Source organism: Veillonella sp. AF13-2 (assembly GCF_003603295.1).
GTDB lineage: Bacteria > Bacillota > Negativicutes > Veillonellales > Veillonellaceae > Veillonella > Veillonella parvula_E.
Genome location: NZ_QTMT01000005.1, coordinates 78,389 through 89,793 on the forward strand (window position 1 = coordinate 78,389; position 11,405 = coordinate 89,793).

Genomic DNA, 11,405 nt, shown 5'->3' on the forward strand with positions numbered 1-11,405 from the left:
ACGGTCTCCTCTAGTTAGTATTAAATGAAAGTCGAGTATTAGTCTTCAAATACTTCGATAGCACCTTGTGCAGCAGAGGATACGTGAAGAGCGTATTTTTTAAGATATCCAGTTACATTGGATTTGAACGGTTTCAATGCCGCTTTACGACGAGCGATTTCATCATCAGATACAGCTAGTTCCAATTTACCGTTTGGAATATCGATGTTGATAATATCACCATTTTCAACGATAGCAATGGTGCCGCCTGCAGCTGCTTCTGGAGATACATGTCCGATGGACGCACCACGAGTAGCACCGGAGAAGCGTCCATCTGTCAACAATGCTACATCTTTATCGAGACCCATACCGGCAATCATAGATGTTGGTGTCAACATTTCACGCATACCAGGGCCGCCTTTAGGTCCTTCGTAGCGGATAACTACAACATCACCTTTCACGATTTTACCGCCTGTGATAGCTTCAACCGCTTCTTCTTCACTGTTGAATACCTTTGCTGGACCAGAGTGAACAAGCATATCTGCATCTACGGCACCGGCTTTTACAACGGAACCATCTACAGCAAGGTTACCTTTAAGAACGGCGATACCACCAGTTTCATGTACTGGATTATCCCATGAGTGAATAACATCTTCATCCACAACATGAGCTGCCGCTGCAATTTCACCTTGTGTTTTAAGAGCAACAGTTTTGCAATCTGTATGAAGGCGACCATTTTCTGCTAAACGTTTCAACACGGCAGATACACCACCTGCAGCGTACAAGTCTTCGATGAAGTATACGCCAGATGGAGATAATTTAGATAATTGAGGTGTATTTTGAGCGATGCGATCAAAATCGTCTAAGGATAATGGTACACCTGCTTCGTGAGCAATAGCCGGTAAATGAAGCGCCGTATTAGAGGAGCCACCCAAAGCCATATCAAGAGCTACCGCATTTTCAAAGGCTTCATGAGTCATAATATCTTTAGGGCGAAGGTTTGCTTTTAATACCTCTACCGCTTGCATACCAGCTAACTTAGCTAAACGCAAACGTTCAGAATATACCGCTGGGATTGTACCATTGCCAGGAAGGCCCATACCGAGAGCTTCTGTTAAGCAGTTCATTGTATTTGCCGTATACATACCAGAGCAAGAACCACATGTAGGACATGCCGTATTTTCGATATCAGCTAACTCAGCATCATCCATTTCACCAGTTTGATGTTTACCTACGGCCTCGAATACGTCGGACAAACCAATCTTTTTACCTTTATGTACACCAGCGAGCATAGCCCCACCAGATACGAATACAGATGGGATATTAAGGCGAGCAGCTGCAATCAACATGCCTGGCACTACCTTATCGCAATTTGGAATGAATACCATCGCATCGAATGGTGTAGCCATAGCAGTAGCTTCGATAGAATCTGCAATGATATTACGTGTAACTAAGGAGTATTTCATGCCGATATGGTTCATTGCCAAACCGTCGCAAATACCGATAGTATTGAACTCGATTGGCACACCACCTGCGTTGCGGATGCCGGCTTTTACGGCTTGTACAATATTTTTCAGGCCTACGTGACCAGGGATGATTTCATTGAAAGAGTTGGCAATACCGATGACTGGTCTACCCATTTCTTCATCAACAAAACCCAGAGCTTTTAGTAAAGATCTGTGTGGTGCACGTGCTACGCCTGTTTTCAAATTGTCACTTCTACAACTCATGTTAATCTCCTCACTTTTGAAAGCATCCACTTGGACAGCTTTCACGACGCATAAAAAAAGACGATTCCAATGAATCGTCTTAAAAGTTTACAAATGATATTCCTTTTGTTTACAGAATTCCTATATACATAAATAATCCTATGTACTCCTTGGAAAATATACACATAAGAAACAAACCATATAGTCAAATCTTATTGATTGTATATTAAACCATTCGCGGAACTTCTAAGACAAAAACGTGTTAAGTTGTTGTTCATAATTCGAATGTCATTAATAATCACGACTAGCGCAATAATCAATAAGCTAATGACTAAACCTAACATGTTTCCTCCTAAAATATTCTGTAATAATAATCACGGAATAATAATAACACGTTATATTATCCCGCGCAAGATAATTCACAATAAATTCTATAGATTCATCATAGTTTTTTTATGAAGTTCACCATACCCAAAAACTATAGCAAACCTAGTAAGGTATAAAAAATATAGATATAACAAGAAAAATCCCTCACCGTAGTGAGGGATTGAATATATTATAAAATACCAAAGAGCCACATGCCAAAAGTGCCGCCCCAGAAATGAATGAGGAAGCTCACCACGGAAATGGCAAGACCTACGCGCCACCATGTACCTTGTGGCACATAGCCAGCACCGAAGAAGATTGGTGTTACACCTGAACTATAATGAGTCAATGTACAGCCAGGACTGTTCATCAAACCAAAGAGCAATATCGTAAACGGAATAGGAGCCCCCATCGCCACTAAAATGGCTGCAAAGGCGGAGAATAAAGCTGTAATACGCGCCGTACCACTGGCAAAGAAATACTGAGAGTACACAAAGGTAGCGGAAATGATAAAGGATGCCCAGAACCAGTCAAAGCCAGCTAAATGTTGACTTACAAAGTCTGCAAAGACAGCTACTACACCGAGTTTACCAAGCAGCCCAGCCATGCCCACAAGCGTACCCATCCAGATAAGGATATCCCAACCGGTACGTTCACCCAAAATATCCTCCCAAGTAAGAGAGCCAGTCACAACACACGCCAGAACCCCCATCATCGCTACTACTGTAGGATGAAGCTTAGTCCAAATTGCTGTAGCCCAAAGCAAGATGCAAAGTACAAAGATAATAGCAACAGAAATTTCAGCCTTCGTAATAGGTCCAAGAGCATCTAGTTCTTTTTGAGCCATTACAGCAGCCTCTGGTGTTTCCTTGATTTCTGGTGGATAGATTTTATAGATAAACCAAGGCATCAAAATCATACAAATCACACCAGGAATGACACCTGCTTGGAACCATTCCCACCAAGATATATCATAGCCAAACAGTTTAGCACCTAAAGACGTAATAAGCAAATTACCGCTACATGCGGTCAAGAAGATCGTCACAGTAATAGTGTTAATAGTATGTGCCGTCGTCATCAAGTACGCCCCAATGCGGCGGGCCGTATTACCATAAGGTTCAGAACCAAAAGCTAAGGAAATATTTTGTACAATGGGGAATACAATACCACCTCCACGCGCCGTATTAGATGGTGTAGCTGGAGAAATAATCAAGTCCGTACAAGCCAACGCATAGGCAAGCTTTAATGAGCTTGTGCCAAAAGAGCGAATCAAGGTGTACGCAATACGCTTACCAAGGCCAGAATTAATAATACCTCGTGAAAAGAATACGGCCGCTACGATAAGCCACACATTCGCCTCTGCATAGCCACCTAGAGCCTGTACCATAGTGATGGAATTAGTGGCTACGGCTACAACAATACCAAAAAGCGCCATAATACCCGTTGGCCAGGGACGTAAGATAAAGCCCACAATAGTAGCCGTAAAGATAGCTAATAAATGCCAACCTTCAGGCTTGATTGCCTCTGTATGAGGTAAAAACCAAATAACGAGGCCCACTAAAACGGTAAGGGCCGCTCGTGTAAAAGTATTCATAGAACCTCCATCAGGCTTAACAACTTTCCAAGAATTCTTTGATTTTAGGATTTGCTCGTAACATTTCCATCTCTTCAGGGGATAATAATTTTACCTTATCTCGATCTTGATTTACCAAGCAAAGAAAACCAATATAATCGCCCTTATTAGCACGGAACTGATGAATTGTTTTGCCTGGAATTTCGATAAAATCACCAGTTTCTACATCGTGGATTTCATCGCCCAATAAGACTTGCCCCTTGCCGCGAAATATCATAACCATATGCGTATGATCGTGATACTCCAAGGTAGAATATCCCCCTGGCAAACATTCAAAATAGCGGAATTGACACGGAATATCATAAGCACCATCGTATAATACTTGACGTGTTACATCTTTAAAAGGACTACCATCTTGTTTATATACCAAGGTTTCAATACCATCCCACTTAAAATTTTTAGCATCAAACTTACGTATCATCATATTACCTCTTTAAACAAAAAAGGGCTGCATCGAAACAAGGTTTCAATACAGCTCCATCGGTTCGATTATTTGAAGAGACGTTTCAAAGTGCCTAGTAATCCATGACTATGTTTTTGTACACCGTCTGCAACGCCTGTCACTTCAAAGCCAGTTCGTTCAATGGCTTTTGTAATAACTTCTACAGATACTTTTGTTGGATCAAAAGAAACGGTAGCTGTCTTTTCTGGCAAATCTACTTCTGCACTTAATACGCCAGGCAAACCTAGAGATGCACCTTCAACTGTTTCTTTACAGTTGTTGCACATCATCCCCGGTACAGTAAATACCTTTGTTACAACGCCATTATCTTCGCCACAACCACAATCTTTGCACATAGTGTTACCTCCTATTAATCCTTAGCTTCTTTATGTTTATCGTCGTTCTTAGCCCCTGCTGTCACATCGATAGTAGTCGCTTTCTTAACGGCTTCTTTCGTTTCATCAACAGCCTTTTTAGGCCCCGAAATAGCATCTTTAAACTCATTGATGCCTTTACCAATAGCTTTACCGACTTCAGGCAATTTACCAGGTCCGAAGATAACTAGAGCAATCACTAATATAACTATTAATTCAGGTGTTCCTATAGACCCCATATGTATCTCCTTTATTTTTACTACTACTTATACTCTTTAGTGTACATCATCATAGGCTGCCTTGTCCACATACCAGGTCATAGCTTCTTGTGAAAGCACCGCACCAGGCAATACACGACCAATGCGTTTTTCCCAAGGTAAATCCTCGTAATCTTCGCGTTGATACAATACCTTTGTCAATGCAGTTCGCTTACTTTCACCAGTTACGGTAAACCAAACCGCATCAGATTTTGCTAAGAACGAAAAGGTCATAGAAATACGTTCCCATACCTTTCCATCCTCAACAGCTACCACCTCTTGATCTGTGACACGTAATGCATGAGAACCTGCAAATAGGCCGGCTGTATGACCATCTTCGCCAAGATCGAGCAATGCCAAATCTAGACCACTTTTTTTACAAGCCTTGAGAACATTCTTAACCTCTTTCTCGTATTCCGCTGCCGCTTCTATTACAGTTTTAGAATCTGTATTGATTGGCAAGAAATGAGCCGCCCCTTTCGCCTTACACAACAAGTAAGGTTTCACGCGATTGAAGTAATTATCCTCATGAGATTGCGGTAAGAATCGCTCATCAGTCCATACAAAGAATATGCGTTCCCAATTAAGGCGTTCAATATATTCTGGGGAATTAAGCAATTCTAATAAACCATTAATAACAGTCCCGCCCGTAATACCAACAACACACGTTTCAGTGCGATTGATTTCCTCGTTAGTGAAAGCAATAAAATCCTCTGCTAATGCTTTAACTACATCGCTAGGGCTGTCATAACATTTAATTGTATCTTGAGCCATGTAATAATGACCTCCTAAAACTATTTCAATAGTTCTATTATATACACTTTTTCTGTGTAATGAAAGCAAAACCGATGCAACTCAATAGTTGGAGCCACATCGGTTCTAATTATATTTGTATTTTCTTATGAATTACAGGAAATTCCATTCCGTATATTCATAAATCAATATTATTGTTGACCAAATTTAGGACGGCGACGCTCTGTGAAAGCACGTACACCTTCTTTGAAGTCCTCTGAAAGGCCTAATCTACATTGGTTTTCTACTTCAAACTTCTTGTACTCTTCCCAACCTGCTAAGAAGCTATTCCACATCATTTCCTTCATAACGCGGTAAGATTGTGCAGGCCCTTTTGCCAATTTTTCAACGAGGCGTCTTGTAGCAGTCTCTAAATCTTCTAATTCACAAACCTTATACACAAAGCCAAGTTCCTTACCCTTTTCAGCAGATACGGCTTCACCGGTCATGACAATATGCATAGCACGGTTCATACCAATAGAGCGAGTTAGTAGGAATAAACCACCCGCATCAGGAGCAAGACCTACATTTACGAAAGCTTGAATAAAGCGTACGTTATTAGCAGCTACAACAAAGTCCGCTGCCAAAGCCATATTGAAGGCAGCACCTGCTGCAGCGCCCTGAAGGCTCATGATAACAGGTTTTGGTAACTTCTTCATAGCCATAGAAATCTCAGCTACCAGTTCAACGATTTCAAATAAAGACTCTGTATCCCCTTCGTTTACAGCGCGCTCCATCTCTGTTAAATCGCCACCCGCAGAGAATACCTTCCCCTCTGCATTGATAAGCAATGCACGAACACTTTCATCATTATGAGCCTTATCTAAGACCTCAAGGATCTCCTTGCACATCTCGATATTAAAACCATTGGCTACGGTTGGACGATTAAACGTCAACGTACCAATGCCGTTGTCCACTACGTACTGAATTGTATTATAAATCATATGAGTTCTCCTATATGAAAATCTATTTTCGAAAAAATTCGATTATTATACTTCTATTATAGGGGAATTAAATATAGATGTAAACGTAAAAATAATCTTGACAATATACATTAACAGTCTCCCAAAATTAATAAAAGATCTATTAATAGTCAAAACTTAACATCATTAGATTACATTATATTTCAAATTTAAAATGTATTAGAGACATCAACTTCATCACGAATATATGTAAGAATCTGTGTTAGAAATCTACCATGTATTTTATTCATTTCATCAATTTCAGCTTTAACATAAAATGATTTTTTATATTCAGTACTAAAAAAATATATATTATTATTCAAACACCGAAAAGTATATGGTTCATTTGTGAAACTATCAGCTATTAAGCCCTCTAAAACTTCATTATCATACTCATCAAGAGCACACTCAGTAGTAACTCTCGTCGAAATATACAGCTTTAAATCCTTATCTATGGTAAAGATAGTATTCCCTGTACCATACTTAATATATAGAGGTACTTTTATCGTTATTTCGTCATCATCAATTATAGTAGAGAACGATGCATTTAATTCCATAAGCATATTCTCTATCATGTTAACAACCCCATGTATATCCCGAGAAATCTCTATAGTAGGTACATCTGCTTCGTAATTATTATAAGATTGAGATTTAACCTTATCGTATAAATAAAGACCTAACAATAGAATTCCAATAACCAAAAAAGTATCCATACATACCCCCTAAAAAAATACCAACACACACCATATTAATATATATTATACTCCAAATTATACTTCAATCAAAATTAGTAGCAACCAAAAAACACCTGCAGACATTGTCTGCAGGTGTAATATCCTGTATTCCAAATATTAACGTTTGGAGAATTGGCTTGCTTTGCGGGCTTTTTTAAGACCGTATTTTTTACGTTCTTTCATACGTGGGTCACGAGTCAAGAAGCCAGCTTTTTTCAAAGATTGACGAAGTTCGCCATCTACGTCCAATAACGCACGGGAGATACCGTGACGAATTGCACCAGCTTGGCCGGAAGGACCGCCACCAGCTACAGTTGCGATAACATCGTATTGTTCAACTGTGTTAGTCAAGTTCAAAGGTTGTTTTACGATCAATTCCAAAGTTTGGCGACCGAAATAATCATTAAGTTCACGTTTATTAACAGTGATTTTACCTGTTCCCGGTACCAGACGAACTCTAGCAACGGAAGATTTTCTACGACCAGTGCCGTAATATTGTGCTACTGCCATTATATATTCCTCCCTCTAGATTATCGTACGGAAATTTCTAACACTTCTGGTTTTTGAGCTGCATGTGGATGCTCAGGACCAGCGTATACGTTTAATTTACGGTATTGTTGTGCACCCAATTTGTTTTTTGGAAGCATGCCACGAACTGCCATTTCAACAACACGTTCAGGTTGTTTTTCAAGCATCATGGACAATTTAGTGAAACGGGAACCACCTGGATAACCAGAGTGACGGAAGTATTCCTTTTGTTCCAATTTTTTACCAGTTACGCAAATTTTTTCTGCGTTTACAACGATCACATGGTCACCAGTGTCTACGTGTGGTGTGAAAGTTGGTTTATTTTTGCCCCGAAGAACTTTTGCAACTTCGGCAGCAAGGCGTCCTAAAGTTTTACCTTCAGCGTCAACAACATACCATTTCCGTTCGATTGTGTTCGGATTGGCCATATATGTAGTTTTCATGCTGCATATCCTCCTAATAACGTCATAATTCTACCAAAATCAGCTTGTCCTTTGCTTCCGGGGCTAATGGAAACACGACTAAAGCTTACTCAAAATAGTATACAGATTTTATGAGTTTGTGTCAATTAAAAGTTACTATGATTTTTGCCTATGTAGAAGATACATTTTACCTAAATTTTCCATTTAGTAAAAAAATAAATGCTCAAATTTAAGTGCCAAACCATGTTCCTGGAACAAGCCGATATAATAGATGATACAAAACGATTACTAAAAAATTACCACTACATCAAAAGCAATCCGCATTCATGACGTTCAATAATTTCTTTTAAGCTTTTACCATTTATAAAAGGCTCTTCTAGCAAAGATATAAAATCTACATCCTCAGCTAAAAGTTCATTATCTCTCCAAAGTTGCCAACGTTCCCCCAAAGTAACAACACCATAGGTATAGCTATTATAGTAAATCTCTAACTCTCTATTCAGTGTTAATCCTTCAATAATTTCATTATATAAAGCTCTATCTAAATCACTCATTTATATACTCAAAGTAATCATTTACCAATAATACAAACAATACAATATATACAAAAACCCGCAGTGCACAGCACTGCGGGCAATAGCGCCAAATTATTTAGAGTACAATTCGACGATAAGTGTTTCGTTAACTTCGATAGGAAGTTCTTCACGTTGAGGAAGACGAGTGAAAGTAGCTTTGAAGCCTTCCAAGTCTTTTTCAATGTAAGGAAGTTCGAAAGAACGAAGTTCTTGGAAGTTAGTTTTGAACATTTCGTTGTCACGAGATGCTTCGCGCAATTCGATTACATCGCCTGGTTTGCAGGAGAAGGAAGGAATGTCTACGCGACGACCGTTTACCAAGATGTGGCCATGGTTTACCATTTGACGAGCTTGACGAATGGAGTTACCGAAGCCGATGCGATATACAAGGTTATCAAGGCGTTGTTCCAAAAGGATCAACATGTTTTGACCTGTAACACCTTGCATTTTTTTCGCTTTATCATAATAGCGTACGAACTGGCGTTCTAGCAAGTTGTAGTAAGCTTTAACTTTTTGTTTTTCTAATAATTGTGTGCCATACTCAGACATTTTCTTCTGACGTTGGTCTTTTTTGACGCGATTCAAGGCTTTTGCGTGACCGAATACGTTCACACCAAAGCGACGACAAAGTTTGAATCGAGCCTCTCTTCTCGTTGCCATGTGATTATCACCTCATAAGATTAAAATAAACCTGTACCTATACATAATGGTACCCAAGTATAATATCATTTTCATCTAGTTATGTCAATTATCGATACTTGTGAAAGTCATTGAAATAAGTGCATAATCACAATTTTTAATTACACTTTTTTACGATAATACAACGCACTATATCGATTGTGCATGTTTCATCATATTTTATAGATTTAGATGAAAAATCAATTATAGTATGCTACAATATGAATAAGTAAGGTAATAGGTATCATTGGAGTCTTATGTCTAAGTTGGGGGAATAACATGAAAGAGTTACCTACAATGCAAGAGCTACAAAGTTTTATTACCTATAATAAAACAGGAAGCTTTACATTAGCTGCACAATCTATGAATATTACACAATCAGCTTTCAGCGCTCAAATGAAAAAATTAGAGCGTTTAGTTGGTGTGAAATTAATCTCCCGTTCTACAAGAGGTAGCCGTTTAACACCAGAAGGCGAGTTATTCCTACCAGAAGCAGAACAAGTTCTCGACACATTGGAACGAGCTATCCAATCCATTCGTTTGGCTAGCAAGGTTGAACGCCCAATTCTAAATATTGGCGTATTACGTAGTCTTGGGGATATCCGTCTAAACGGTTACGTTTCCCACTTCTTTCAAAATCATCCTGAATTCTCTGTTAGTATTTACGATATGGAAGAAGAAGAATTGATGCTCGACTTACGAGAAAACCGCATCGATATTGCATTACTCTATTTACCAAATAATAAGGATATGTCCGCGTACGAATCCACCGCGCTTAGAGAAGACGAATTTGTATACTATGCACCAAACTTAGTGAACGGTATGGAAACAGCCAGTTTAAAAGCTATCCAGCAACAACCACTGCTCATGTATCCACCTAAATACTTTATGTATCGCACATTAAAAAACTATGTTGGGAACGGTCAACAAAACCTACACATCCGCGGTAGCCGTCTATCCAATCCATATACAATGATCGACTACTGTCAAAAGAATAAATCTGGTTGCATCGTAGCACGCCAAATTTTAACGTCTTTAAACATCAATGATGGCTTTGTTCCTTTAGAAAAACCATTCAAACTACAAGTGTGCTTCGCATTTAAGAAGAATAATTCTAAAACAGAAACTATGCATACCTTTATGGACTATGTGCACAGCGAATCACCACCACGTTTATAATAACGAATAGACCCCGTATACCTTTTGGTGTACGGGGTTTTACTATAGACAACAAATGACCTAACTATACAAAACAATTGCCCTCTCTTGTCCTAAGTTGTAAAATAGAAAATAGATTTCAATTAATATAGTAAGAATACAGTGAGGTTACTATGCTCTTATCTATTCTATTCTTTATACTAGCAGGACTTGCGGAAATCGGTGGCGGTTATCTCGTATGGCTCTATATGCGTGACGACAAAGGACCTATTTACCTAATCGCAGGTGCTTTTATTTTATTTTTATACGGCATCATCCCCACCTTCCAGCCAGAAGCAAGCTTTGGTAAGGTGTACGCAGCATACGGCGGCGTATTCATTGCCCTCTCTATTCTATGGGGCTGGCTTGTGGACGGCTTACGACCAGATATGTACGATATCATCGGCGGCCTTGTATGCCTCGTAGGTGTATATATCATCATGTATGCGCCACGTTAAATATGCAATTTCCAGATGTGACTATAATAAAAGTTATATTTTTTAGATATAACAATAACTAACTATATATTTTGAAAGTACAACCATAGCAACTATATATTTTTTACATAAAACTATATAAGCATTACAGCAAAAGAAGTACAACTATAGCAGTTGTACTCCTTTATTTATCTACATGACCATATGTATTTTTATACCCATATGTACTTTTTACATACTAAAAAACGGTCATCCGAAGATAACCGTTTGCTTTGGTGGACGATGACAGGATCGAACTGCCGACATCCTGCTTGTAAGGC

At 39.0% G+C, this 11,405-nt stretch carries 14 protein-coding genes; 2 read left to right on the forward strand and 12 right to left on the reverse strand.

Annotation, left to right across the window (positions count from 1 at the left end; translation table 11 throughout):
* Positions 1-38: 38 nt before the first annotated feature.
* From ilvD to rpsD, 12 genes are all read right to left on the reverse strand, one after another.
* Positions 39-1,709, reverse strand: coding sequence for a dihydroxy-acid dehydratase (gene ilvD / locus DWV85_RS08910; RefSeq protein ID WP_123138551.1), 1,671 nt, complete (start codon positions 1,707-1,709; stop codon positions 39-41).
* Positions 1,710-2,244: 535 nt separating this feature from the next.
* On the reverse strand, positions 2,245-3,648 hold the full coding sequence (locus DWV85_RS08915; protein ID WP_008602554.1) for a DASS family sodium-coupled anion symporter: 1,404 nt from the start codon (positions 3,646-3,648) through the stop codon (positions 2,245-2,247).
* 16 nt (positions 3,649-3,664) lie between these two features.
* Positions 3,665-4,108 carry a cupin domain-containing protein gene (locus tag DWV85_RS08920; RefSeq protein ID WP_008602552.1) on the reverse strand — a complete coding sequence of 148 codons (444 nt, stop codon included), beginning with the start codon at positions 4,106-4,108 and terminating at the stop codon, positions 3,665-3,667.
* Between the two features lie 68 nt (positions 4,109-4,176).
* Complete coding sequence (locus tag DWV85_RS08925) at positions 4,177-4,485, reverse strand: heavy metal-associated domain-containing protein (protein WP_008602550.1); 309 nt, start codon at positions 4,483-4,485, stop codon at positions 4,177-4,179.
* Positions 4,486-4,499: 14 nt separating this feature from the next.
* Positions 4,500-4,742 carry a twin-arginine translocase TatA/TatE family subunit gene (locus DWV85_RS08930; RefSeq protein WP_008602548.1) on the reverse strand — a complete coding sequence of 81 codons (243 nt, stop codon included), beginning with the start codon at positions 4,740-4,742 and terminating at the stop codon, positions 4,500-4,502.
* A gap of 36 nt (positions 4,743-4,778) precedes the next feature.
* Positions 4,779-5,534, reverse strand: a complete 756-nt coding sequence (pgl, locus tag DWV85_RS08935) for a 6-phosphogluconolactonase (protein WP_123138552.1) — start codon at positions 5,532-5,534, stop codon at positions 4,779-4,781.
* Positions 5,535-5,704: 170 nt separating this feature from the next.
* Positions 5,705-6,496 carry an enoyl-CoA hydratase gene (locus DWV85_RS08940; RefSeq protein WP_123138553.1) on the reverse strand — a complete coding sequence of 264 codons (792 nt, stop codon included), beginning with the start codon at positions 6,494-6,496 and terminating at the stop codon, positions 5,705-5,707.
* 188 nt (positions 6,497-6,684) lie between these two features.
* Entirely contained in the window at positions 6,685-7,227 is a 543-nt protein-coding gene (locus tag DWV85_RS08945) for a hypothetical protein (RefSeq protein ID WP_123138554.1), read from the reverse strand.
* 138 nt (positions 7,228-7,365) lie between these two features.
* Positions 7,366-7,758 carry a 30S ribosomal protein S9 gene (gene rpsI / locus DWV85_RS08950; RefSeq protein ID WP_004695188.1) on the reverse strand — a complete coding sequence of 131 codons (393 nt, stop codon included), beginning with the start codon at positions 7,756-7,758 and terminating at the stop codon, positions 7,366-7,368.
* 20 nt (positions 7,759-7,778) lie between these two features.
* Positions 7,779-8,219, reverse strand: coding sequence for a 50S ribosomal protein L13 (gene rplM / locus DWV85_RS08955; protein ID WP_123138555.1), 441 nt, complete (start codon positions 8,217-8,219; stop codon positions 7,779-7,781).
* Positions 8,220-8,500: 281 nt separating this feature from the next.
* The gene (locus DWV85_RS08960; protein WP_123138556.1) at positions 8,501-8,752 is read right to left on the reverse strand and encodes a hypothetical protein; all 252 of its coding nucleotides are present in this window, start codon (positions 8,750-8,752) and stop codon (positions 8,501-8,503) included.
* A gap of 93 nt (positions 8,753-8,845) precedes the next feature.
* Positions 8,846-9,433, reverse strand: coding sequence for a 30S ribosomal protein S4 (gene rpsD / locus DWV85_RS08965; protein ID WP_004695181.1), 588 nt, complete (start codon positions 9,431-9,433; stop codon positions 8,846-8,848).
* A 297-nt stretch (positions 9,434-9,730) separates the two neighbouring features.
* Here rpsD and DWV85_RS08970 point away from each other — a divergent pair, with 297 nt between their 5' ends.
* Together DWV85_RS08970 and DWV85_RS08975 are read left to right on the forward strand one after the other, a co-directional pair.
* Complete coding sequence (locus DWV85_RS08970; protein WP_004696868.1) at positions 9,731-10,630, forward strand: LysR family transcriptional regulator; 900 nt, start codon at positions 9,731-9,733, stop codon at positions 10,628-10,630.
* A gap of 152 nt (positions 10,631-10,782) precedes the next feature.
* Positions 10,783-11,106 (forward strand): YnfA family protein, encoded by a 324-nt coding sequence (locus DWV85_RS08975; RefSeq protein ID WP_004695177.1) that lies wholly within the window; start codon positions 10,783-10,785, stop codon positions 11,104-11,106.
* The last annotated feature ends 299 nt before the right edge of the window (positions 11,107-11,405 follow it).

Excerpts from the sequence above, each read along its gene's own strand:
- rpsI (WP_004695188.1), bottom strand. The coding sequence starts at position 7,758 with ATGGCAGTAGCACAATATTACGGCACTGGTCGTAGAAAATCTTCCGTT.
- DWV85_RS08945 (WP_123138554.1), bottom strand. The coding sequence starts at position 7,227 with ATGGATACTTTTTTGGTTATTGGAATTCTATTGTTAGGTCTTTATTTA.
- DWV85_RS08970 (WP_004696868.1), top strand. The coding sequence starts at position 9,731 with ATGAAAGAGTTACCTACAATGCAAGAGCTACAAAGTTTTATTACCTAT.
- DWV85_RS08975 (WP_004695177.1), top strand. The coding sequence starts at position 10,783 with ATGCTCTTATCTATTCTATTCTTTATACTAGCAGGACTTGCGGAAATC.
- DWV85_RS08960 (WP_123138556.1), bottom strand. The coding sequence starts at position 8,752 with ATGAGTGATTTAGATAGAGCTTTATATAATGAAATTATTGAAGGATTA.
- rplM (WP_123138555.1), bottom strand. The coding sequence starts at position 8,219 with ATGAAAACTACATATATGGCCAATCCGAACACAATCGAACGGAAATGG.
- pgl (WP_123138552.1), bottom strand. The coding sequence starts at position 5,534 with ATGGCTCAAGATACAATTAAATGTTATGACAGCCCTAGCGATGTAGTT.
- ilvD (WP_123138551.1), bottom strand. The coding sequence starts at position 1,709 with ATGAGTTGTAGAAGTGACAATTTGAAAACAGGCGTAGCACGTGCACCA.
- DWV85_RS08930 (WP_008602548.1), bottom strand. The coding sequence starts at position 4,742 with ATGGGGTCTATAGGAACACCTGAATTAATAGTTATATTAGTGATTGCT.
- DWV85_RS08940 (WP_123138553.1), bottom strand. The coding sequence starts at position 6,496 with ATGATTTATAATACAATTCAGTACGTAGTGGACAACGGCATTGGTACG.
- rpsD (WP_004695181.1), bottom strand. The coding sequence starts at position 9,433 with ATGGCAACGAGAAGAGAGGCTCGATTCAAACTTTGTCGTCGCTTTGGT.
- DWV85_RS08920 (WP_008602552.1), bottom strand. The coding sequence starts at position 4,108 with ATGATACGTAAGTTTGATGCTAAAAATTTTAAGTGGGATGGTATTGAA.
- DWV85_RS08915 (WP_008602554.1), bottom strand. The coding sequence starts at position 3,648 with ATGAATACTTTTACACGAGCGGCCCTTACCGTTTTAGTGGGCCTCGTT.
- DWV85_RS08925 (WP_008602550.1), bottom strand. The coding sequence starts at position 4,485 with ATGTGCAAAGATTGTGGTTGTGGCGAAGATAATGGCGTTGTAACAAAG.